Origin of the sequence: Pseudomonas sp. MPC6, assembly GCF_006094435.1 — a bacterium.
Taxonomy (GTDB): Bacteria; Pseudomonadota; Gammaproteobacteria; order Pseudomonadales; family Pseudomonadaceae; genus Aquipseudomonas.
Window position 1 is genome coordinate 6,473,025 of sequence record NZ_CP034783.1, and the last position, 22,779, is coordinate 6,495,803.

The 22,779-nt window shown below is 61.3% G+C and carries 17 protein-coding genes; 11 read left to right on the forward strand and 6 right to left on the reverse strand.

From position 1 onward, the window contains the following. Positions 1-52 precede the first annotated feature (52 nt). A complete protein-coding gene (locus tag ELQ88_RS32285; RefSeq protein ID WP_138969330.1) occupies positions 53-2,410 on the reverse strand; it encodes a glucose/quinate/shikimate family membrane-bound PQQ-dependent dehydrogenase in 2,358 nt (785 codons plus the stop codon). A 175-nt stretch (positions 2,411-2,585) separates the two neighbouring features. Between ELQ88_RS32285 and ELQ88_RS32290 the strand changes: the two genes are divergently transcribed. The 10 genes from ELQ88_RS32290 (at position 2,586) to ELQ88_RS32335 (ending at position 13,453) form a co-directional block, all read left to right on the forward strand. Continuing rightward, a complete protein-coding gene (locus ELQ88_RS32290; protein ID WP_138969331.1) occupies positions 2,586-3,047 on the forward strand; it encodes an Lrp/AsnC family transcriptional regulator in 462 nt (153 codons plus the stop codon). Between the two features lie 180 nt (positions 3,048-3,227). Next, entirely contained in the window at positions 3,228-4,925 is a 1,698-nt protein-coding gene (locus ELQ88_RS32295; RefSeq protein WP_138969332.1) for an NAD(P)/FAD-dependent oxidoreductase, read from the forward strand. A gap of 12 nt (positions 4,926-4,937) precedes the next feature. Beyond that, positions 4,938-5,732 carry a carbon-nitrogen hydrolase family protein gene (locus ELQ88_RS32300; RefSeq protein WP_128874004.1) on the forward strand — a complete coding sequence of 265 codons (795 nt, stop codon included), beginning with the start codon at positions 4,938-4,940 and terminating at the stop codon, positions 5,730-5,732. A gap of 105 nt (positions 5,733-5,837) precedes the next feature. After that, positions 5,838-8,267: a pyrroloquinoline quinone biosynthesis protein PqqF gene (gene pqqF, locus ELQ88_RS32305; RefSeq protein WP_138969333.1), complete on the forward strand. Its 2,430-nt coding sequence runs from the start codon at positions 5,838-5,840 to the stop codon at positions 8,265-8,267. Positions 8,268-8,423: 156 nt separating this feature from the next. Continuing rightward, complete coding sequence (gene pqqA / locus ELQ88_RS32310; protein WP_003177660.1) at positions 8,424-8,498, forward strand: pyrroloquinoline quinone precursor peptide PqqA; 75 nt, start codon at positions 8,424-8,426, stop codon at positions 8,496-8,498. An 86-nt stretch (positions 8,499-8,584) separates the two neighbouring features. After that, positions 8,585-9,496: a pyrroloquinoline quinone biosynthesis protein PqqB gene (gene pqqB, locus ELQ88_RS32315; RefSeq protein ID WP_138969334.1), complete on the forward strand. Its 912-nt coding sequence runs from the start codon at positions 8,585-8,587 to the stop codon at positions 9,494-9,496. After that, on the forward strand, positions 9,493-10,245 hold the full coding sequence (gene pqqC, locus ELQ88_RS32320) for a pyrroloquinoline-quinone synthase PqqC (RefSeq protein WP_168187423.1): 753 nt from the start codon (positions 9,493-9,495) through the stop codon (positions 10,243-10,245). The genes pqqB and pqqC overlap by 4 nt, the downstream gene beginning before the upstream one ends. Then, positions 10,242-10,517, forward strand: coding sequence for a pyrroloquinoline quinone biosynthesis peptide chaperone PqqD (gene pqqD, locus ELQ88_RS32325; RefSeq protein ID WP_128874007.1), 276 nt, complete (start codon positions 10,242-10,244; stop codon positions 10,515-10,517). The genes pqqC and pqqD overlap by 4 nt, the downstream gene beginning before the upstream one ends. After that, positions 10,510-11,664, forward strand: coding sequence for a pyrroloquinoline quinone biosynthesis protein PqqE (gene pqqE, locus ELQ88_RS32330; RefSeq protein ID WP_178084730.1), 1,155 nt, complete (start codon positions 10,510-10,512; stop codon positions 11,662-11,664). Before pqqD ends, pqqE begins: the two co-directional genes overlap by 8 nt. Beyond that, positions 11,630-13,453 carry a S9 family peptidase gene (locus ELQ88_RS32335; protein ID WP_138969336.1) on the forward strand — a complete coding sequence of 608 codons (1,824 nt, stop codon included), beginning with the start codon at positions 11,630-11,632 and terminating at the stop codon, positions 13,451-13,453. Before pqqE ends, ELQ88_RS32335 begins: the two co-directional genes overlap by 35 nt. Before the next feature lie 152 nt (positions 13,454-13,605). Here ELQ88_RS32335 and ELQ88_RS32340 read toward each other — a convergent pair whose 3' ends face one another. Next, the gene (locus ELQ88_RS32340; RefSeq protein ID WP_007904205.1) at positions 13,606-13,764 is read right to left on the reverse strand and encodes a YqaE/Pmp3 family membrane protein; all 159 of its coding nucleotides are present in this window, start codon (positions 13,762-13,764) and stop codon (positions 13,606-13,608) included. A gap of 209 nt (positions 13,765-13,973) precedes the next feature. Then, positions 13,974-15,257 (reverse strand): aminotransferase class III-fold pyridoxal phosphate-dependent enzyme, encoded by a 1,284-nt coding sequence (locus ELQ88_RS32345; protein ID WP_138969337.1) that lies wholly within the window; start codon positions 15,255-15,257, stop codon positions 13,974-13,976. A gap of 169 nt (positions 15,258-15,426) precedes the next feature. Here ELQ88_RS32345 and ELQ88_RS32350 point away from each other — a divergent pair, with 169 nt between their 5' ends. Beyond that, positions 15,427-16,344, forward strand: a complete 918-nt coding sequence (locus ELQ88_RS32350; protein WP_128874011.1) for a LysR family transcriptional regulator — start codon at positions 15,427-15,429, stop codon at positions 16,342-16,344. Between the two features lie 237 nt (positions 16,345-16,581). Here the strand turns inward: ELQ88_RS32350 and ELQ88_RS32355 are convergent, their stop codons facing one another. The 3 genes from ELQ88_RS32355 to ELQ88_RS32365 all read right to left on the reverse strand — a co-directional run bounded on the left by ELQ88_RS32355 (position 16,582) and on the right by ELQ88_RS32365 (position 22,542). Next, a complete protein-coding gene (locus ELQ88_RS32355) occupies positions 16,582-18,360 on the reverse strand; it encodes an acyl-CoA dehydrogenase C-terminal domain-containing protein (RefSeq protein WP_128874012.1) in 1,779 nt (592 codons plus the stop codon). Between the two features lie 313 nt (positions 18,361-18,673). Further along, the gene (locus ELQ88_RS32360; protein ID WP_138969338.1) at positions 18,674-20,470 is read right to left on the reverse strand and encodes an acyl-CoA dehydrogenase C-terminal domain-containing protein; all 1,797 of its coding nucleotides are present in this window, start codon (positions 20,468-20,470) and stop codon (positions 18,674-18,676) included. Positions 20,471-20,736: 266 nt separating this feature from the next. Next, on the reverse strand, positions 20,737-22,542 hold the full coding sequence (locus ELQ88_RS32365; protein WP_138969339.1) for a phenylacyl-CoA dehydrogenase: 1,806 nt from the start codon (positions 22,540-22,542) through the stop codon (positions 20,737-20,739). Positions 22,543-22,779: the final 237 nt, after the last annotated feature.

The window sequence follows — 22,779 nt, forward strand, 5'->3', positions numbered from 1 at the left end:
AGCCAAAAAAGCCGCGCAATTGCGCGGCTTTTTCGTACCGTCGATTCAGCCTTTACTTCGGCAACGCATACGCAATCACGTAGTCCCCACGATCCGGCGACTGCCGCGCACCGCCAACAGTCAGCAAGATGTACTGCTTGCCGGTTTTCGGCGAAACGTAAGTCATCGGTCCAGACTGACTTCCCACAGGCAAACGCGACTTCCAGATTTCATTACCATTGCCGGTATCGAAAGCGCGCAGGTAGAAATCCTGAGTACCCGCGAAGAACAACAGACCGGACTGGGTCGCCAATGAAGCGCCGAGGGTCGGCATACCGATCGGGATCGGCAGGTGCATGCGGATACCCAGAGGACCGGTGTCTTGCACGGTACCAACGGGGACTTGCCACATCAGCTTGTGGGTCTTGAGGTCGATGGCGGACATGGTGCCAAACGGTGGTTTCTGGCATGGAATGCCGGCTGCCGAGAGGAAGCGTTCGCGCATGGCGCCGAACGGTGTGCCTTCCTGCGGCACCACGCCCATTTCGATACCACTGGCCCCGGCGGCGATCTTGTCGCGGGGGATCATGTAGTTGGCCAGGCCCAGGCGCATGTCGTTGACGAACATGTAGTTCGTGTTCGGATCCACCGAGACGCTGCCCCAATTCATGCCACCCAGGGAACCCGGGAACTGCAAGGCACGGTCCATGCCCGGCGGGGTGTAGACGCCTTCGTGGCGCATGCCTTTGAACTGGATGCGGCACATCAGCTGGTCAAACGGCGTGGCGCCCCACATGTCGGATTCGGTGAGTGTCTGGTTGCCGATGGACGGCATGTCCACCGAGAACGGCTGGGTCGGCGAATAGCGTTCGCCAGGCACGCTGCCTTGCGGGACCGGGCGCTCTTCGACGCGGGCGATCGGCACGCCGGTTTCGCGGTTGAGCAGGAAGATCTCGCCCTGTTTGGTGACTTGCGCCAGGGCTGGCTGGGTGCCGCCCTTGTCGTCAGGCACGTCGTACAGCAGCGGTTGGGCCGGCAGGTCGAAGTCCCACAGGTCGTGGTGAGTGGTCTGGAAGTGCCAGCGCACCTGGCCGGTCTTCACGTCGATGGCGACGATGGACGAGCTCCACTTGTCGTCAAATTCCGTGCGTTGGCCGGCGAAGAAGTCCGGCGTGGCGTTGCCGGTTGGCAGGTAGACCAGACCGAGACGGGCATCGTAGGACATGGCCGACCAAACGTTCGGGGTGCCACGGGTATAGGTTTCGCCGGCTGGCGGACGTTTGGTGGTGTTCGGGTTGCCCGGATCCCAGGCCCACACCAGCTCACCGCTGCGCACGTCGTAGGCACGGACCACCCCTGGCGGTTCGCCGGTGGAATAGTTATCGGCCACGCGGCCGCCGATGATCACCACGTCCCCGGCTACCAGCGGGGTTGAAGTCTGCTGGTAATAACCAGGCTTCACTTCGCCCATGTCGGTGGTCAGGTCGACCGTGCCCTTGTTGCCAAACTCTTCACACGGCTGGCCGGTTTCGGCGTTTAGCGCGATCAGGCGGGCATCGCCGGTCGGCAGGAACAGACGTTTCGTACAGGCAGATGGCTGCTCGGCTGTAGGCGTGGCACTCGCGTCGGAGTAACCCAGCCCCCGGCAGCGCTGCCAGTTGGGCGCGGTACCTTGTGGATCGAACTTCCAGCGCTGGGCGCCGGTATCGGCATCCAGGGCGAAGACTTTGCCGTAGGCGGTGCAGGTGTAGACCGTGTCGCCGATTTGCAGCGGCGTGTTCTGGTCTTCGGCGCCGGCGCCGGTGCTTTGCGGAATGTCGCCGGTGCGGAAGGTCCAGGCCACCTGCAGCTGGTCGATGTTGCCTTTGTTGATCTGGTCCAGCGCGGCGAAGCGGTTGCCGGCGGTGGTGTTGCCCCAATGCGCCCAGTCTTTCTGTTCAGTGCCCGCAGCGACCGGCGTCACAGCGGGTTCACTGCTGGCCTTGACCACATGGGTCGGCACGAACATGTAGGCCAGCGTTGCAACGACGCCCACGCCCAGAATGCCCGCCAGACCGTAGGCGCCACGGCCCGCAGCCGCGCCGGAGGCACGCACCAGGGTCGGGTAGATCAACGCGACAACCAGGCCGATCACGGCGAAAGTCAGCACCCGCGAAACCAGCGGCCAGTATTCGAACCCGGCATCCCATACCGCCCAGATCGCCGTCAGGATCAACGCCAGGCCATACAGCCATGCGCCCTGCGGTTTACGCCGGGCGATCATCAGCCCGGACACCAGCATCGCCAGGCCCATCAGCAGGAAGTACGCGCTGCCGCCGAGCGAAATCAGATAGCCACCGCCACCGGCCAGGCCAAGTCCGATCAAGGCGATCAGGACACCCAACCCCAGTAGCAACCATTTGCTGCCGCCGGCAGCCCCAGAATTATTCATGTCGAAAATTTTCCCCATTTGTGACAAGCGCGAAATAATGTACGAACTGGTTACTTATGGCAAATTGTCGCAGGTAAAAATGGCATGAACGGTACTGAGCCTAGATCAAACATCCGGGTGAGGAGATGTGCCTGTAACATGCTTGCCCTTTGCTGCGTGCCGCTGGAGCCCGACCTTGCCTGACATCCGTCCACCCGCCCTCGACGAAATCGACCGCCAATTGATCGCGGCCCTGCAAATCAATGCCCGCGAAAGCGTGGCCATGCTTGCCCGGCAACTGGGGATTGCCCGCACGACCGTGACCTCGCGGCTGGCGCGACTGGAAAAAGCCAAAGTAATCACCGGTTATGGTGTGCGTTTGGGGCAGCGGCTGGTGGATGGTGGATTGCAGGCGTATGTCGGGATCACGGTGCAGCCGCGATCCGGCAAGGAAGTGTTGCGTCGACTCAGTGCCATGGCTCAGGTACAGCAGCTGTGTGCGGTGAGTGGCGAATTTGATTATGTTGCGTGGTTGCGCACTGACTCGCCGGAGCAGCTGGATCAGTTGCTGGATCAGATTGGCAGTGTGGAGGGGGTGGAGAAGACGACGACTTCGATCATCTTGAGCAGCAAGATTGATCGGGGACAGCCGGTTTAAGCATCGTCCAATGTGGGAGCATTGATCAGTGTGTAGCGATAGATCGTCATATTGATTAATTAATTAGCAAAACGACGACACTTTGCGTCTTATTAACGTGTTCTACGCTCTCTAGAATGGCTGTCATCTTTTCCTATACTCAGATGCGCATTCCGCGTCGGGTCGCCAGCAAGGTCAGCCATGAACAACAACAATCGCCATCCTGCAGACGGTAAAAAACCAGTCACCGTTTTTGGTCCGGACTTTCCCTTCGCCTTCGACGACTGGATCGAACACCCGGCTGGCCTGGGCAGCATTCCTGCGCACAATCACGGTGCCGAAGTGGCGATTGTCGGCGCCGGGATCGCCGGGCTGGTGGCGGCTTACGAACTGATGAAGCTGGGCCTCAAGCCCGTCGTCTATGAAGCCTCGAAAATGGGCGGTCGCCTGCGTTCCCAGGCGTTCAACGGCGCCGAAGGCATCATCGCCGAACTCGGCGGCATGCGTTTCCCGGTGTCGTCCACCGCGTTTTATCACTACGTCGATAAACTCGGCCTGCAGACCAAACCTTTCCCGAACCCGCTGACCCCGGCTTCGGGCAGCACCGTGATCGATCTGGAAGGCGAAACCCATTACGCCCAGAAGCTGGCGGATCTTCCTGCACTGTTCCAGGAAGTGGCCGACGCCTGGGCGGATGCCCTGGAAGCCGGTTCGCAGTTCTCCGATATCCAGCAAGCGATCCGCGACCGCGACGTGCCACGTCTCAAAGAACTGTGGAACACCCTGGTGCCGTTGTGGGACGACCGCACCTTTTACGATTTCGTCGCCACCTCCGAAGCGTTCGCCAAACTGTCGTTCCATCACCGCGAAGTGTTCGGCCAAGTCGGTTTCGGCACCGGCGGCTGGGATTCGGACTTCCCCAACTCGATGCTGGAAATCTTCCGCGTGGTGATGACCAACTGCGACGATCACCAGCACCTGGTGGTCGGTGGCGTGGAACAAGTGCCGCTGGGTATCTGGCGTCATGTGCCGGAACGCTGCGTGCACTGGCCCGAGGGCACCAGCCTCAGTTCACTGCACCGTGGCGCGCCGCGCTCCGGCGTGAAGAAAATTGCCCATGCCCCCGACGGGCGCTTTACGGTCACCGACAACTACGGCGACACCCGCGAATACGCGGCGGTGCTCACCACCTGCCAGAGCTGGCTGTTGACCACCCAGATCGAGTGCGACGAAAGCCTGTTCTCGCAAAAGATGTGGATGGCCCTGGACCGCACCCGCTACATGCAGTCGTCGAAAACCTTCGTGATGGTCGACCGCCCGTTCTGGAAGGACAAGGACCCGGAAACCGGCCGCGACCTGATGAGCATGACCCTCACCGACCGCCTGACCCGCGGCACGTACTTGTTTGAAAACGGCAAGTTCGCCAACGGCGACGATAAGCCGGGGGTGATTTGCCTGTCGTACTCATGGATGAGCGACGCGCTGAAAATGCTCCCGCACCCGGTGGAAAAACGCGTGAAGCTGGCGCTGGATGCCTTGAAGAAGATCTACCCGAAAGTCGACATTGCCGCACGGATCATCGGCGACCCGATCACCGTGTCCTGGGAAGCCGACCCGCATTTCCTCGGTGCTTTCAAAGGCGCCCTGCCCGGCCACTACCGCTACAATCAGCGGATGTACGCGCATTTCATGCAGGCCGACATGCCGGCCGAGCAGCGCGGTATTTTCATCGCCGGCGACGACGTTTCATGGACGCCGGCCTGGGTCGAAGGCGCGGTGCAGACCTCGCTCAATGCCGTGTGGGGCATCATGAAACACTTTGGCGGTGAAACTCACGCCGAGAACCCGGGCCCAGGCGATGTGTTCAACGAGATCGGTCCGATCGCCCTGCCCGAGTAAGAGGAATCCGAAATGCGCGTAGCCCTTTACCAATGCCCACCCTTGCCCCTGGAGGTTGCCGGCAATTTGCAACGCCTGCATCAACTGGCGCTGGAGGCCAAGGGCGCCGACTTGCTGGTGCTGCCGGAGATGTTCCTGACCGGCTACAACATCGGCCTCGATGCGGTCAGCGTGCTGGCGGAGGTGTACAACGGGGAGTCGGCGCAGCAGATCGCGCGCATCGCCAAGACCGCGGGGATTGCCATTTTGTATGGCTATCCCGAGCGCACTGAAGACGGACAGATCTACAACGCCGTGCAATTGATCGACGCCCAGGGCGAACGCCTGTGCAACTACCGCAAGACGCATCTGTTCGGCGATCTCGATCGCTCGATGTTCAGCGCGGGCAAGGATGACTTGCCCTTGGTCGAGCTCAATGGCTGGAAGCTCGGCTTCTTGATCTGTTACGACCTGGAGTTTCCGGAAAATGCCCGGCGCCTGGCCCTGGCCGGTGCCGAACTGATTCTGGTACCCACGGCCAACATGATTCCCTACGACTTCATCGCCGATGTCACCGTGCGCGCCCGGGCCTTCGAAAACCAGTGTTATGTGGCCTATGCCAACTACTGCGGACACGAAGGCGACATCCACTACTGCGGCCAGAGCAGTATCGCCGCGCCGGATGGCAGCCGCATTGCCCAGGCCGGCCTCGATGAAGCACTGATCGTCGGCGAGCTGGATCGCCAGTTGATGGTCGATTCCCGCGCTGCCAATCGCTACCTCCTCGATCGCCGCCCCGAGCTATACAGCGACCTGCACAAGCGCTGATCCACTTGAGGAATGTGCTCGATGAGTTTGCCCTGCCGCGTGGAAATTCATTGAGAACGCCCCCTGATCCGCTAGCATTAGCGCTTCTCTGTTCTGGAAGTGCTCATGCCTGCGCTGAATCACCCCCGCCTTCACACTGAAACCCTGGCCAACGGCCTGCGGGTGACGTTGCGTCATGCGCCCGAATTGAAGCGTTGCGCTGCGGCGTTGCGCGTGGCCGCGGGCAGCCATGATGTGCCGCTGGCCTGGCCTGGCCTGGCGCACTTTCTTGAACACCTGTTGTTCCTCGGTACCGAGCGATTTCCGGCAGGCCAAGGCCTGATGGCTTACGTACAAGGTCACGGCGGGCAGGTGAATGCGCAAACCTGTGAACGCACCACCGACTTCTTTTTTGAAGTGCCCCTGCAGGCGTTCAGCGGTGGGCTGGAGCGACTGTCAGACATGCTCGCGCATCCGCGCATGAACCCGGACGATCAGCGGCGGGAACGGGAAGTGCTGCACGCAGAATTTGTCGCCTGGTCTCGGGATGCGACAGCCCAGCGACAATTTTCGCTGTTTGATGGCGTTTGCGCCGCTCACCCGTTGCGTGCGTTTCATGCGGGTAATCGCTATAGCCTGCCGCTGCCGCAGAGCGGGTTCCAGCAGGCACTGAAGGATTTCCATCAACGGTTTTATCAGACCGGGCAGATGACGCTGAGCCTGGCGGGGCCGCAGAGTATCGATGAGTTGAAGTCGATGGCGCAAAGCGTTGGCGCTGTCCTTGCGCCAGGAAAACAAGTCCCGCAACAACCCCCAGTGCCGCTGATGGCGTCTTCCAGTAATAGTTATAAACAGGCCGGCGAGGGTCGGCTGGACCTGTTGTTTGCCTTCGAAGCGCTGCCGGATTCATCGGCCGAAGCCTTGGCATTCCTGTGCCATTGGGTGAACGCGGCAAAACCCGGGGGGCTGCTCGCGGTATTGCGCGCCAGCGGGATGGCCGACAGCCTGAAAGCCGCGCCGCTGTACAGGTTCAATGGGCAAGCGTTGCTGCACATCGAATTCACCTTGCCCAACCAGGCAGCCCACGCCGGGATCCGCGAGCAGTTACTGGACTGGCTGGGCTTTTTTGCCTCTGTTCAGGACTGGAGCGCATTGCGCGAAGAATACGCTGCCCTGTTGCAACGACAGCAGCAAGTCAGCACGGCCCTGCAACTGGCCCGGCTGGACAGCGAGCAGCTTGAGCGCGGTTTATCCGACCAGGGTGCCGTCGCCCTGAAGCAGATCCTCCAGCAAATGGGCGCTGTGGATAACTTCAGCCACCCATGGCAACTGCCGACAGCCAACCCGTTTTTATCCACCGAACCTCAAGCGCCGAGTGCCGGACTGATCCGCGGCCAGACCAGTAAACACCGTGGTCTGCGAACCTTTGCCCAGGATCGCACGCGCAGTCGCCGCGAACACTCGCCGATGCACTTCAGCCAGGCCTTGCCGGATAACACCGCGCAAGGCGCCGTATACCTGCGTTGGCGCCTGGACTCGGCGCCTTGCAGCAAGCTTCAATCCGCACTGGAACACCATCTGCAACCCTTGCGTGACGATGCTCGGCAGGCGGGTGTCGAGTTTTCTCTCAGCGCTTCGGGCAATGAATGGCTGTTGAAGATGACCGGACTGCAGGAGCCGATGCCGGTAGTCCTCGAGCATGCGTTGAAAGAACTGACAAAGGCGGCTATCGATGTCTCACCAGCGACATCGACAAGCACCCCGCTGATGCCGATTCGGCAGCTGCTCAAGGCACTGCCTGAGCGCTGCCTTGCGCACACCGCCGAAACGGGCGACTGGCAGCAGCTTTGGACGAATGCGCGCTGGGCGGGTCTGGCGACCGGCTTGTCCGCCCGGACTCAAGCGGCGATGGGCCTGGCCTTGAGCCGTGTACCGGGCAACCCGGACACTCAACTGACGCCCCTGTCATCGATCGGCGCACAGCTATGGCACTGCATCGACACCGACTCCAGCGAGCACGCGCTATTGCTCTTCTGCCCGAGCGCAACCCGGGACATCGCCGACGAAGCCGCCTGGCGCTTGCTCGCTCACCTGTGCCAGACCCCCTTCTACCAACGCCTGCGGGTAGAGCTGCAACTGGGCTATGCCGTCTTCAGCGGCCTGCGCCAGGTTCATGGGCAGACCGGGCTGCTATTCGGCGTGCAATCACCCAGCGTTGCGCCGGTGGACCTGCTGGGGCACATCGAACAGTTCCTGAACGCCTTGTCAGGGCTGATCGATGGCATCGATGACTTGGCCTTCGTCGCCCAACGCCAAGCCTTGGCCGATCAGTTCGTCAGCACCGCGCTGCCCGTCGCTCAGGCTGCCGAACTATTGTGGCAGGGCAAACTGGCCGGCCACTCGTCGGATTATCTGACCCAATTGCCCGAGGCGATTCTGCAGATCGACCGCGCCACCCTGCTCAATGCCATCCGGCGACTGAACAAGGCAAACGGAGGCAGGCGCTGCCTGGCCAACAGCGCAGTGCCGGGTGCGCCCTGGCAAGCGGCAAACTGATCATTACCGGTACTGCAATGAGCTTTCTCAAAGATTCGCGGCCAATCTTTCTGAAATTTTGAGTAACATAGCCGCCTAACTATCTGAACATCTCCGACTGGAGGTGGACTATATGTATAGGTATCAGCTGTCCCATCTACCTGAAAGGAGCATTCCATGTCCTGGTCCAAACCTGCTTACATCGACCTGCGTATCGGCTTCGAAGTCACCATGTACTTCGCAAGCCGCTAAGTTCTGCCGTTTAGGTGGAGAATGATGTGTAACGCCTCGGTTCGCCGAGGCGTTTTTATTTTCAGTGTAGAAATGATGGAGCAGCCATGTTCGTCCAGATTCTAGGTTCCGCCGCTGGCGGAGGCTTCCCCCAGTGGAACTGCAATTGCGCGAATTGCGCAGGTTTTCGTGACGGCAGCCTGCGGGCCAAGGCACGGACCCAGTCGTCCATCGCGATTTCCGATGACGGCGTGAACTGGGTGCTGTGCAATGCCTCGCCAGACATCCGTGCCCAGCTCCAGAGCTTCGCGCCCATGCAACCGGGCCGCGCCCTGCGCGATACCGGGATCAGTGCGATCATCCTGATGGACAGCCAGATCGACCACACCACCGGCCTGCTCAGCCTGCGCGAAGGGTGCCCGCATCAGGTCTGGTGCACCGACATGGTCCACGAAGACCTGACTACCGGCTTTCCGTTGTTCACCATGCTGACCCACTGGAATGGCGGGCTGGGCTGGAACCGCATCGAACTCGACCGCAGCTTCACCATCCCGGCCTGCCCGAGCCTGCGCTTTACCCCGCTGCCCCTGCGCAGCGCCGCGCCACCGTACTCGCCACACCGCTTCGACCCGCACCCGGGCGACAACATCGGCCTGATCGTCGAAGACCTGAGCACCGGCGGCAAGCTGTTCTACGCCCCGGGCCTGGGCAAGGTCGATGCGCCGCTGCTGGAAATCATGGCCGGCAGCGATTGCCTGCTGGTGGACGGCACGATGTGGGACGACGACGAAATGCAGCGTCGGGGCGTCGGCACTCGCACCGGCCGGGAAATGGGCCACCTGGCACAGAACGGCCCCGGCGGCATGCTGGAAGTGCTGGAGCAACTGCCCAAGCCGCGCAAAGTGCTGATTCACATCAACAACACCAACCCGATTCTCGATGAGGACTCGCCGGAGCGGGCGGAGCTGGGTCGGCGCAAGGTTGAAGTGGCGTATGACGGCATGAGTATTGTGCTGTGACTGACATCGCAATGTCCCCCGCCGAATTCGAAGCAGCCCTGCGGGCAAAGGGCGCCTACTACCACATCTACCACCCCTATCACGTGGCAATGTACGAAGGCCGGGCGACCCGCGAGCAGATCCAGGGCTGGGTCGCCAACCGCTTTTACTATCAGGTGAACATCCCACTGAAGGACGCCGCCATCCTCGCCAACTGCCCGGACCGCGAGATCCGCCGCGAGTGGATACAGCGCCTGCTGGACCATGACGGTGCCCCCGGCGAAGACGGCGGCATCGAGGCCTGGCTGCGTCTGGGCCAGGCCGTCGGCCTCGACCCGGATCAATTGCGCTCCCAGGAGCTGGTGCTGCCCGGCGTGCGTTTCGCCGTGGACGCCTACGTCAACTTCGCCCGCCGCGCCAGTTGGCAGGAAGCCGCAAGCAGCTCGCTGACCGAACTGTTCGCGCCGCAGATCCACCAATCGCGCCTCGACAGCTGGCCGCAGCATTACCCGTGGATCGACCCGGCTGGCTACGAGTATTTCCGCACCCGCCTGGGTCAGGCGCGCCGGGATGTCGAACATGGTCTGGCGATCACGCTCGAGCACTACAAGACCCGGGAAGGCCAGGAGCGCATGCTGGAAATTCTCCAGTTCAAACTGGACATTCTTTGGAGCATGCTCGATGCCATGAGCATGGCCTACGAACTGAACCGCCCGCCGTATCACAGCGTGACCGGGCAACGGGTCTGGCATAAAGGAATCACCCTATGAGTTTCGACCGCAGCAAGACCCCGACCTGGCGTCCCGGCTATCGCTTCCAGTACGAACCGGCACAGAAAGGCCATGTGTTGCTCTATCCGGAAGGCATGATCAAACTCAATGAAAGCGCAGCCTTGATCGGCGGCCTGATCGACGGCGAGCGGGATGTCGCGGCGATCATCACCGAACTGGACGCGCAATTCCCCGGCGTGCCCGAGCTCGGTGAAGACATCGAGCAATTCATGGAGGTCGCCCGTGCTCAGCACTGGATCGAACTTGCCTGATTCCGTTTCAGCCAAGTTACCGCCCAAACCCGAGATCGGCCTGCCGCTGTGGCTGCTGGCCGAGCTGACGTATCGCTGCCCGCTGCAATGCCCGTACTGCTCCAACCCGCTGGATTTCGCCGAGCAAGGCAAGGAGCTGAGCACCGAACAGTGGATCAAGGTGTTCCGCGAAGCGCGGGAAATGGGCGCGGCGCAGTTGGGTTTTTCCGGGGGTGAACCGCTGGTGCGCCAGGACCTCGCCGAGCTGATCCTTGAAGCGCGCAAGCTGGGCTTCTACACCAACCTGATCACCTCGGGCATCGGTCTCACCGAGCAGAAAATCAGCGACTTCAAGAAGGCCGGCCTGGACCACATCCAGATCAGCTTCCAGGCCAGCGACGAGCAGGTGAACAACCTGCTGGCCGGTTCGAAAAAAGCCTTCGCGCAGAAACTGGAAATGGCCCGCGCGGTGAAAGCCCACGGCTATCCGATGGTGTTGAACTTCGTCACCCACCGGCACAACATCGACAAGATCGACCGCATCATCGAGCTGTGCATCGCCCTTGAAGCCGACTTCGTCGAACTCGCCACCTGCCAGTTTTACGGTTGGGCGCAGCTCAATCGGGTCGGCCTGTTGCCGACCAAGGAACAACTGGTCCGCGCCGAACGTGTCACCAATGAATATCGCGCCAAGCTGGAAGCCGAAGGGCATCCGTGCAAACTGATTTTCGTCACCCCGGACTATTATGAAGAACGCCCGAAAGCCTGCATGAACGGCTGGGGCAGCATTTTTCTGACCGTCACGCCGGACGGAACCGCCCTGCCTTGTCACGGCGCCCGACAGCTGCCGGTGCAATTTCCCAACGTGCGCGACCACAGCATGCAGCATATCTGGTACGACTCGTTCGGCTTCAACCGTTTTCGCGGTTACGACTGGATGCCCGAGCCGTGCCGCTCTTGCGACGAGAAAGAAAAAGACTTCGGCGGCTGCCGTTGCCAGGCGTTCATGCTCACGGGTGACGCGAGCAACGCCGACCCGGTGTGCAGCAAGTCGCACCATCACGGCGTGATCCTCAAGGCCCGCGAAGAAGCCGAGCACGCAACCCAGACCATCGAACAACTGGCCTTTCGCAATGAACGAAATTCACGCCTCATCGCCAAAAGCTGAACCCTTCAGCGCCGCCAGAGCCGTCGCCGCCGGTGTCGACTTTGCCGAATTGCAGCTCGGCCGGCATGGACTGTTCTGGAACGAGTACCGCCCCGAAGATGCCGCCTGCCGCCTCTGGCAGTGGCGCGACGGCCAGGCCCATTGCCTGACGCCGCCGGGTTTCAGTGTGCGCAGTCGAGTGTACGAATACGGCGGTGGGGCGTTTTGCCTGACCGATGACGGAGTCGTTTTCGTCAACGAGGCCGACCAGCAGCTGTATCGACAGTCGCTCACCGGCGAGCCTGAGGCGCTGACGTCAAACGAGTGTCGCTACGGCGATCTGCAGTTCGCCGACGGGCGGGTGCTGGCGGTTGAAGAGTACCGTGACCGGCATCGTCTGGTGGCCATAAACCTGCTGGACGGGGCGCGACACTTACTGGCCGAAGGTGCGGATTTTTACGCCGCACCGACCCTGAGTCCGGATGCTCGCCGCCTGGCCTGGATCGAATGGCGCCGCCCGGACCAGCCATGGACCGCGACCCGCCTGATGGTTGCCGAACGCCAGGGCGATGGCGGTTATGCCCAGCCGCGCTGCGTGGCCGGCGATGGCGTTCAGGAGTCGTTGCAACAGCCTCGGTTCGATGCCGGCGGCCGGCTGTTTTGCCTGACCGATCGCGGCGGCTATTGGCAGCCTTGGATGGAATCGGGCGATGACCTGAGCCCTTTGCCCAGCGCCGCAGCCGACCATGGGCCGGCACCGTGGCAACTGGGCGGATGCACCTGGCTGCCACTGGGCGAAGGCCGCTATCTGGCAAGCTGGACCGAAGGCGGTTTTGGCCGGCTGGGACTTGGCGGTGACAAGGGAGAGGATTTCACCGGCGACTACAGCCGCTTCCGCCACCTCGCCCTGGACGAGCAGTTCATTTACTGCATCGCCGCGTCGCCGATCAGCCCGGCGGCGGTGATTGCCATCGATCGCAGCACCCGCCAGGTCAAGGTGCTGGCCGGCGGTGTCGCGCCATTGCCTGCCGAACAGATCAGCCTGCCGCAAACCCTGCGCTATCCGAGCGGCTCGGGCCAAGCCCATGGCTTCTTCTACCCGGCGATGAGCGGGAAGGCGAAACCGCCCCTCGTGGTGTTCATCCACGGCGGCCCGACCTCGGCCTGCTACCCGATGCTCGACCCGCGTATCCAGTACTGGGCGCAACGCGGCTTCGCCGTGGCCGACCTCAATTACCGCGGCAGCAGCGGCTACGGCCGGGCTTATCGCCAGGCGCTGCATTTGAGCTGGGGCGATGTCGATGTCGAAGATGCGTGCGCGGTCGTCACCTATCTCGCCGAGCGTGGGCTGATCGACGGTGACCAGGCGTTTATTCGTGGCGGCAGCGCCGGCGGCTACACCACCCTTTGCGCATTGGCCTTCCACCAGGTCTTTCGCGCTGGCGCCAGCCTGTATGGCGTCAGCGATCCTGTCGCCCTTGGCCGTGCGACCCACAAGTTCGAAGGCGACTATCTGGATTGGTTGATCGGTGATCCGGTCGTGGATGCCGAACGTTACGCCGCGCGAACGCCGCTGCTGCACGCGGGCAACATCAGTGTCCCGGTGATTTTCTTTCAAGGTGAACTGGATGCCGTGGTGGTGCCGCAACAGACACGCGACATGGTCGAGGCGCTGCAGAAAAACGGCATCCCGGTTGAAGCGCATTATTACGCGGACGAACGCCATGGTTTCCGCAAGGCCGGCAATCAGGCCCATGCGCTGGAGCAGGAGTGGTTGTTTTATCGGCGGGTGATGGCGCTCGCGGTCTGAAGTCTGCGCTTGGCGCAGGAATTGTGGCGCCTCATTCGCGAGCAAGCCCGCTCCCACACTTGATCTCGGTCGCACACAAATACTGTGCTCACTGAAGATCTAATGTGGGACCGGGCTTGCTCGCGAAAGCGATCTATCTGACGCAGATGAACTCAGCGTTTGGCAATGATGTACACCGCATGCACGATCCCCGGAATATAACCGCACAACGTCAGCAGAATATTCAGCCAGAACGCGCCAGCAAAACCGACCTGCAGGAACACACCCAGTGGCGGCAACAGAATGGCGATGATGATTCGAATAAAGTCCATGGGGCAGCTCCTGGTTGAGGTTGGCTCGTGTGAGCCTACACCTTATCGACCCATACCGTTCGTCAGGGTTCAGTATCGTCGCAGTCCGGGCATCGAACCTTGACGGCAAAGGCTGCCGACAAAAAAACGCCCCGCGCCAAAAGAAACAAGCGCGAGGCGATGCGTTATACCGCGAGACGGTTCGGTATTTCGTGCAGGACCGAGTCTGATCAGACCGCAATCCCTTTGCGGCACTGCAGTTGCGCGGTGCGCACACGGGAGAAGGCACGCGCCAGGCGCAGAAGCATGTCGTCGATGTTGGCCTTGCTGACGGTCAGGGCCGGGGTAAAGCGCAGGCAATCGGGTTGCGGGGCGTTGAGCAGCAGCCCTTCGTACAGCGCAGCTTTGACGACGTTGTCCGCCGAATCGTCAGACAACGTCAGCCCCCAAAGCAGCCCCTGCCCACGTAATTCGCCGTGGCCGTAGCGATGGGCCAATCGAGCCAGGCCGTCGCGCAGGTGCTGGCCGGTATCGCCGACATTCTCGAGAAAAGCCTTGTCCTGCACACTGTCGAGTACGGCAAGACCGGCCGCCGTCATCAGCGCATTGCCATGGTGAGTGCCCATCAGCTCGCCGATATCGAAACAGCAGGCCTTGCCCCGCGCCAGCAACGCCGCCAATGGCACGCCCCCGCCCAGGCCTTTGCCGAGCACGACGATATCGGCCCGCACTCCGTAGGACTGTTCGGCGAGCAACGTGCCGCAGCGACCGACCCCGGTTTGCACTTCGTCAAGGATCAGCAGGATCCCCAGTTCACGACACAGCCGCTCGACCCCCTTGAGGTAATGCGCGGTGGCCGGAATCACCCCGGCTTCGCTCTGGATCGGCTCCAGCATGATTGCCACGGTCCGGGCATCCACGGCCGCGTGCAGCGCCGCAAGGTCATTGAACGGAACGTGACTGAAGCCTGGCAGTTGCGGCTCGAATCGATTGATCAAGCTGGAACTGTCCGACGCCGATATCGTCGCGAGACTACGCCCGTGGCAACCGTTATTGGCCACGATGATTCGCGAGGCACCACCGCGATGCTGCTGTCCCCACTTGCGTGCCAGCTTGATCGCCGCTTCGCAGGCTTCACTGCCACTGTTGAGCAGGTACGCCTGGTCACTGCCGGTACTGGCGCACAAGCGCTGGGCGAGGTTGAGCATCCCGCGGTTATGCAGACCGAAACCGGGGTTGATCAGCGACCGGGCTTGCGCCGCGAGGGCATTGACCAGTGCCGAAGGACTATGCCCGAGGCTATTGGCGCCTACACCCTGTGAGAAATCCAGGTACGCGCGGTCTTCGCTGTCCCACAACCAGGAGCCCTGGCCGCGCACAAACACCTGTTTCGGCCGCTCGACACTGGGCATCAGGCACTCACTGGTGAGGTTGTCGCCCTTGGACGGCGGGTGGTCGTCAACGGCCAAGTCATCAAGACTCGGTGGATTGCGCCGCAAGTTGAACAAATTCATCTGCCCAAACCTCGTGTGAGATTTTTTGCCTTACCTATGTAAACACCATCGGTATAAACGGTATTCATCGCGCTCTTTGGCCCTGCAAGCCTTGTGAATGCGGTTAGACTAGGCTCAGACAAGACGTTGGACCATTTCGATTTCACAGCATTTTCGATAAGCATTACTTATGGATTTCAAGCAACTGCGTTATTTCGTCGCGGTCTATGAAGAGGGCCATGTGGGCCGGGCCGCCGAGCGACTGTCAATCTCCCAGCCCGCGCTTTCCCAGCAGATTCGCCATCTCGAACAGAACCTGGATGTGAGCCTGTTCGAACGCAGCAGCAAACGTCTGCTGCCAACCCTGGCCGCCCACACGCTGTACAACCACGCGCTGCCGTTGCTTGATGGCCTGCAACGGGCGCGCGAAGCCTTGGGTAATTTCAAGGGGCAGGCGCTACGCACCCTGGCCATCGGTGTGTTGCAGACCGTCCATACCAGCCTGGTACCACAGATGCTCGAACGCGTGCGCAAGGCGCAGCCGCATCTGGTGGTGCAGATCTATGAACTGACGGGGCTGGAAATCGAGCGACGGCTGCTCAACGGTTCGCTGGATATCGGCATCAGCTACTTGCCGCCCCGTCAGCCCGGCCTGCACGGTGTGCTGCTCTACGAAGACGAACTGACCCTGGTCATCCCGGCGGACCACCCATTGCGCGAATTCAAGAAAGTGTCCATGAGTCAGGCCGCGGAGTTGCCGATGTTGCTGCTGGGTGAAGAGTTCCAGGTACGACAGATCTGGCAAACGCAACTGGCCAGCCTGGGACGACGTCCGCAGGTGCAGGCCGAACTGAACAACATGGCGGGGATTCTCGACAGCCTGCCCCACACCCGGCTGGCGACTGTCCTTCCCGGACGCTCGCAGAGGGCGCTCGGGAACAACCAACTGCTATGGAAACCACTGACCGAGCCGCGGGTGCCATTGAAAGTCGGGTTGGTGTGTCGGGACGTGCAGCGTCAACAAGCCTCGCTGGCGTTGTTGCGGACCTTGCTGGAAGAGGTGATGAACGGACCGGATGACCGCCTGGACAACTCGCCCTCCCTGTAGGGGTCAGCTGAACACTTTTCAATCGCGCAAAGAAAACCCCGCCGAAGCGGGGCTTTGCAGACTTTTCCCTGACATCCTTTTCACTCCGCCGTCCTGGCAGAATCCTACGTGTCCGTGTTGTTGCTTTGCGCTTCCTGCGCGACGTCCATAAGCAGTAGATTAACTATGGATCCAATTTTCGACTATGGGAAAACAGCATCACGCTTTGTAAGAGATTGCTTACATGGCGTTACCGGGTCAGAACTGGGCAGCATCGAGCAAAAACAGCGATTCGCTACCGGCCTGCACCGATGCGCTCAACGAATGAATACGCGGCAACAAGCGCGCGAAATAGAACCGCGCCGTGCCCAGTTTGCTGGCGTAGAAATCGTCCTGCGCTTCTTTGCCCAAGGCCGCCTTGGCCATCAGTGCCCACATGTAGGCATAGGCCACGTAACCGAAGGTTTGCAGGTACTCGACCGAGGCGGCGCCGATTTCGTTCGGGTTGTGTTTCGCCCGGTCGAGCAACCACGCGGTCAATTCGTCGAGGGTGGTCACCGCGTCGTTCAGCGGCTGGGTGAATTCGGCGAGGTCTGGGCTGGCGGTCGCGGTGAAATGGCGGATTTCGTCGGCGAACAGGCTGTAGAACGCCCCGCCCGTGCCGACGATCTTGCGGCCGACCAGGTCCAGCGCCTGAATGCCATTGGTGCCTTCGTAGATCTGGGTGATGCGCACGTCGCGCACCAGTTGCTCCTGGCCCCACTCGCGGATGTAACCGTGGCCGCCGAATACCTGCTGGCCGTGGATCGTGGTTTCCAGGCCGAGATCGGTGAGGAACGCCTTGGCCACCGGGGTCAGCAAGGCGACCAGGTCTTCGGCGCGTTTACGGGTGGTGGCGTCTTCGCTGAATTTGGCGGTGTCCAGTTGCATCGCCACATAGGTGGAGAAGGCCCGCCCGCCTTCGTTCGAGGCTTTCATGGTCAGCAGCATGCGACGCACGTCCGGGTGGACGATGATCGGGTCGGCGACCTTGCCCTGGTTTTGCGCGCCGGTCGGCGCACGGCTTTGCAGGCGATCGCGGGCGTATTCCACGGCGTTCTGGTAGGAGCGCTCGCCGCTGGCCAGGCCCTGGATGCCGACGCCCAGGCGCTCGTAATTCATCATGGTGAACATCGCCGCCAACCCTTTGTTCGGCTCACCGACCAGGTAACCCACGGCTTCGTCGAAGTTCATCACGCAGGTCGCGGAGGCCTGGATGCCCATCTTGTGTTCGATCGAGCCGCAGTTGACCGGGTTGCGTGCGCCCAGGCTGCCATCGGCGTTGACCATGAACTTCGGCACCAGGAACAGCGAAATGCCTTTCGGCCCCGCCGGTGCGTCCGGCAGCTTGGCCAGCACCAGGTGGATGACGTTCTCGGTCAGGTCGTGTTCACCGCCGGTGATGAAGATTTTGGTGCCGCTGACCTTGTAGGAACCGTCGGCCTGAGGCTCGGCCTTGGTACGGATGATCCCCAGGTCGGTCCCGGCGTGCGGCTCGGTCAGGCACATCGAACCGGCCCAGACCCCGGCGTACATGTTCGGCAGGTAGGCAGCTTTCAGCTCGTCACTGGCGTGGGCGTTGATCGACAGACAAGCGCCGGCGGTCAGCATCGGGTACAGGCCGAACGACAGGCTGGCGGAGTTGACCATTTCCTCGACCTGGGCCGAGACCGCCTTGGGCATGCCCATGCCACCGTAGGCGGGATCGCCACCGACACCGACCCAACCACCCTGCGCGTAAGTCTGGTACGCCTGCAGGAAACCGGCCGGGGTGGTGACGACTCCGTCCGCCCAATGGCAGCCTTCTTCGTCAGCCGCACGGCTCAACGGCGCGATGCTTTTGCTGGTGACCTTGCCGGCTTCTTCGAGAATGGCTTCGACGGTTTCGGCATCCACGGTCTCGGCCAGCGCCGGCAGTTCGGCCCAGAGTCTGGCGACCTCGAAGACTTCATTGAGGACGAAGCGCATATCGCGCAGGGGCGCTTTGTAGTCAGCCATGGCAAACCTCGCAAGATCTAAACAGGTGAGTCGTAGGGATGTCTCTTTCGTTGAGGCCGAGTGTACCCCAACAACTTTTACGACACATAGGGTCAGTCAGTGACCGTTTTGTTATTTTTGGTCACTGAATATCCAGGGATGACACAGCCCGCTGTAGGAGCAAGCTTGCTCGCGATGGTCGTCAACGATAACGCGTGCTGACTGGATAACCGCGGCGCCCTTGAGTCCTTCGCGAGCAAGCTCGCTCCTACATAAACGCGGTGCACTCGGGTCCATCGCCGGAACGCTGCCCGGAGCGAGTTCGTGCCTACATTTAAAGCGCGAACAACTCCGCCGGCAGCTGCATCAGGCAATCGCTACCCGCCTCGATAGCAGCCCGATGCGCGGCGGTGCGTGGCAACAATCGCTTGAAGTAAAACTCGCTGGTCGCCAATTTGCCCTTGCAGTAATCGGCATCGCCACTGCCGTCGTCGAGCTGCGCCTGAGCCACCAGCGCCATACGCAGCCACAGATAACCCAGGATGATGTAACCGCTGTACATCAGATAATCCACCGATGCAGCACCGACCTCATCCGGATTTTTCATCGCGGCCATGCCGACTTTGGTGGTCAACTCGCCCCATTGCTGATTCAGTTCGTTGAGCTGCGCCACATAGCTGGCGAGCTGCGGATGCCCGGCGTTGGCGGCGCAGAATGTGTGGACGATCCTGGTGAATCCGCGCAACAGCTTGCCCTGGCTACCAAGCACCTTTCGTCCGAGCAAGTCCAGCGCCTGAATCCCGTTGGTGCCCTCGTAGATCGGCGCGATCCGGCAGTCGCGGACCAACTGCTCCATCCCCCATTCACGAATGAAACCGTGACCACCGAACACCTGCATGCCGTGGTTGGTCACCTCCAGGCCCGTGTCGGTCATGAAGGCTTTGCAGATCGGCGTCAGGAACGCCAATACGTCTTCGGCCTCTTGCCGTGCGCCAGCGTCCGGGTTCAGATGCGCGGTATCCAGCCATTGCGCGGTGAAGTAGGTCAGCGCCCGATTGCCTTCGTTGAAGGCTTTCATGGTCAGCAACATCCGGCGCACATCCGGATGAACGATGATCGGGTCGGCGACTTTCTCCGGTGCTTTCGGGCCGGTCAGCGAGCGCATCTGCAGACGGTCATTGGCGTATTGGATGGCCCCCTGGAAACTCGCCTCGCCCAGGCACAGCCCCTGCATTCCGGTGCCAAGGCGCGCATGGTTCATCATGGTGAACATGCAGTTGAGGCCCTTGTTCGGCTCACCGATCAAAAAGCCCTGGGCCCCGTCGAAGTTGAGCACGCAGGTGGCCGAGGCCTTGATCCCCATTTTGTGTTCGATCGAACCGCAGGACACCCCGTTGCGCTCGCCCGCCTCGCCTTGGGCATCGGGCAGGAACTTGGGCACGATGAACAGCGAAATGCCCTTGGTCCCGGCCGGCGCATCCGGCAGCTTCGCCAGCACCAGGTGAATGATGTTATCGCTCATGTCGTGTTCGCCGGCGGAGATGAAAATCTTGCTGCCGGAGATCGCGTAACTGCCATCGGTCGCCGGTACGGCGCGGGTCTTGATGATGCCCAGGTCAGTGCCGCAATGGGCTTCGGTCAGGCACATGGTGCCGGTCCATTGGCCGGCGGTGAGTTTGCTCAGATAGGTCTGCTTTTGCGCGTGCGTACCGTGCGCGTGGATCGCCGACATCGCACCGTGGGTCAAGCCGGGGTACATGCCCCAGGACGTATTGCTGGAACCGACCATCTCACTGATGACCAGGCCCAGGGAGCTGGGCAAACCCTGGCCGCCGTAGGTCGGATCCGCTGCCAGACCATGCCACCCGCCTTCAACGTATTGGGCGAAGGCCTGCTTGAACCCTGCAGGCGTCGTCACCACGCCGTTGTCGAAATGGCAGCCTTCTTCGTCACCGCTGCGGTTGAGCGGTGCGAGCACGTTCTCACAGAATTTCGCGCCTTCTTCAAGGATCGCATTGACCATGTCCGGGCTGGCATCGGTGGCGCCCAGCGCGGCGTAGTGGCGGTGAAAGTCGAACACGTGGTCGATCAGAAAGCGCATGTCGCGCAGGGGAGCTTTGTACTCAGGCATGGTTATTTCTCCGGCAGCAGATGGCTCAAACCTACTGCCGCCCGCCAGGCCCCACAATCACTGTCCAGACGCTGAATGCGCGATCATCACTCAACCCGCAGCGGCGTTTTTTGTGCTCTGGAATGTGAGCCAGATTTTTGCGACTCAAGCGGCGCATCTGATTCACCGCGTCGTCTGGTTCGCCAGCAAGCCGGCTCCTACACGGGGCACGAAAAAAGGCCGCTGCTCCCGAAGAAGCAGCGGCCTTGTGAAGAACCGCGTAAGGCTTAGTAGCCCAGTGCGAAGTCTTCTTCTTTCATGTCCATCAGGTTGCTGGCGCCCGACAGCATGGTTACCACGTGGGTGCGGGTACGCGGCAGGATGCGCTGGAAGTAGAAGCGCGCGGTCTGCAGCTTGGCGGTGTAGAACGCCTCTTCCGAGGTGCCGGCAGCCAGTTTTTCGGCAGCCAGGCGCGCCATGTCAGCCCAGAAGTAGGCCAGGCAGGCGTAACCGGAGTACATCAGGTAATCCACCGACGCCGCGCCGACTTCTTCGCGGTCTTTCATGGCCGCCATACCGACCTTCATGGTCAGCTCGCCCCATTCCTTGTTCAGCGCCGCCAATGGCTCGACGAACTCTTTGACCGCTTCGTTGCCTTCGTTGGTCTGGCAGAACTTGTGGACGATCCTGGTGAAGCCTTTCAGGGCTTCGCCTTGAGTCATCAGCACTTTACGGCCCAGCAGGTCGAGTGCCTGGATCCCGGTGGTGCCTTCGTACAGCATCGAAATGCGGCTGTCGCGAACGTTCTGCTCCATGCCCCACTCGGCAATGAAGCCGTGGCCGCCGTAGATCTGCACGCCGTGGTTGGCGGACTCGAAACCGACTTCAGTCATGAAGGCTTTAGCGATCGGCGTCATGAACGCCAACAGGGCGTCGGCTTTTTTCTTCTCTTCTTCATCCACGCCATATTTGACGATGTCGACTTGCTTGGCGGTGAAGTAAACCATCGCACGGTTGCCTTCAGCGAAGGCTTTCATGGTCAACAGCATGCGACGTACGTCGGGGTGCACGATGATCGGGTCAGCGGCTTTTTCCGGCGCTTTCGGGCCAGTCAGCGAACGCATTTGCAGGCGGTCCCGAGCGTATTTCAGGCCGCCCTGGAAGCCGATTTCGGCGTGGGCCAGACCTTGCAGTGCAGTGCCCAGGCGAGCGGTGTTCATAAAGGTGAACATGCAGTTCAGGCCTTTGTTCGCCGGGCCGATCAGGAAACCGGTGGCCGCGTCGAAGTTCATCACGCAGGTGGCGTTGCCGTGGATGCCCATCTTGTGTTCCAGGGAACCACAGGTCACGGCGTTACGCGCGCCGATCGAACCGTCGGCGTTCGGCATGAACTTCGGCACGATGAACAGGGAAATGCCTTTGGTGCCGGCCGGTGCATCCGGCAGGCGTGCCAGCACGATGTGGACGATGTTGTCGGCCATGTCGTGTTCGCCGGCCGAGATGAAGATCTTGGTGCCGGAGACTTTGTAGGAACCGTCGGCCTGAGGGTCGGCCTTGGTGCGCAGCATGCCCAGGTCGGTGCCGCAGTGCGGTTCGGTCAGGCACATGGTGCCGGTCCATTCGCCGGACACCAGTTTGGTCAGGTAAGCCTCTTGCTGCTCAGGCGTGCCGTGCTCGGAGATGGTGTTCATCGCGCCATGGGACAGGCCTGGGTACATGCCCCACGACCAGTTGGCCTCGCCGACCATTTCGCTGACTGCCAGGCCCAGAGACTCCGGCAGGCCTTGCCCGCCGTGCTCGACGTCGTGGGCCAGGCTTGGCCAGCCGCCTTCGACGAATTGCTTGTAGGCTTCCTTGAAACCCGTCGGGGTTTTAACGCCGGACTCGCTCCAGGTGCAGCCTTCGGTGTCACCCACGCGGTTCAGCGGAGCCAGTACCTGCTCACAAAACTTGGCGCCTTCTTCGAGAATGGCGTCAACCATGTCCGGAGTTGCGTCTGCACAAGCCGGAAGGCTCTGATAGTGCGCTTCGTAGCCGAGCAGTTCGTCACGAACGAAGCGAATATCACGCAAGGGGGCCTTGTAGTCAGGCATAGCGATAAACCTCTGCTGATGTAACCGGGAAATGAACGACCGCATTGATTTGTTGTGACGGTCAAACAGTTGTTTGAAACATACGTTTACCACCAAATCTTGTCAAGCGCCGATCTTTTGCCGTTCGTCATCACGCCGCGTGAATGGCGGGCGTGCAGCCACGCCACGGCAGCGATGGGACCCATGGGCCATGCATGAAAGATTAGTTGAGGGATAAGGACTTACGCAGAAAAACGC

What these genes read in the sequence shown, in the direction of transcription:
- ELQ88_RS32285 (WP_138969330.1), bottom strand. Translation starts at nt 2,410, where the DNA reads ATGAATAATTCTGGGGCTGCCGGCGGCAGCAAATGGTTGCTACTGGGG.
- ELQ88_RS32295 (WP_138969332.1), top strand. Translation starts at nt 3,228, where the DNA reads ATGAACAACAACAATCGCCATCCTGCAGACGGTAAAAAACCAGTCACC.
- ELQ88_RS32300 (WP_128874004.1), top strand. Translation starts at nt 4,938, where the DNA reads ATGCGCGTAGCCCTTTACCAATGCCCACCCTTGCCCCTGGAGGTTGCC.
- pqqF (WP_138969333.1), top strand. Translation starts at nt 5,838, where the DNA reads ATGCCTGCGCTGAATCACCCCCGCCTTCACACTGAAACCCTGGCCAAC.
- pqqB (WP_138969334.1), top strand. Translation starts at nt 8,585, where the DNA reads ATGTTCGTCCAGATTCTAGGTTCCGCCGCTGGCGGAGGCTTCCCCCAG.
- pqqD (WP_128874007.1), top strand. Translation starts at nt 10,242, where the DNA reads ATGAGTTTCGACCGCAGCAAGACCCCGACCTGGCGTCCCGGCTATCGC.
- ELQ88_RS32335 (WP_138969336.1), top strand. Translation starts at nt 11,630, where the DNA reads ATGAACGAAATTCACGCCTCATCGCCAAAAGCTGAACCCTTCAGCGCC.
- ELQ88_RS32340 (WP_007904205.1), bottom strand. Translation starts at nt 13,764, where the DNA reads ATGGACTTTATTCGAATCATCATCGCCATTCTGTTGCCGCCACTGGGT.
- ELQ88_RS32345 (WP_138969337.1), bottom strand. Translation starts at nt 15,257, where the DNA reads ATGAATTTGTTCAACTTGCGGCGCAATCCACCGAGTCTTGATGACTTG.
- ELQ88_RS32350 (WP_128874011.1), top strand. Translation starts at nt 15,427, where the DNA reads ATGGATTTCAAGCAACTGCGTTATTTCGTCGCGGTCTATGAAGAGGGC.
- ELQ88_RS32355 (WP_128874012.1), bottom strand. Translation starts at nt 18,360, where the DNA reads ATGGCTGACTACAAAGCGCCCCTGCGCGATATGCGCTTCGTCCTCAAT.
- ELQ88_RS32360 (WP_138969338.1), bottom strand. Translation starts at nt 20,470, where the DNA reads ATGCCTGAGTACAAAGCTCCCCTGCGCGACATGCGCTTTCTGATCGAC.
- ELQ88_RS32365 (WP_138969339.1), bottom strand. Translation starts at nt 22,542, where the DNA reads ATGCCTGACTACAAGGCCCCCTTGCGTGATATTCGCTTCGTTCGTGAC.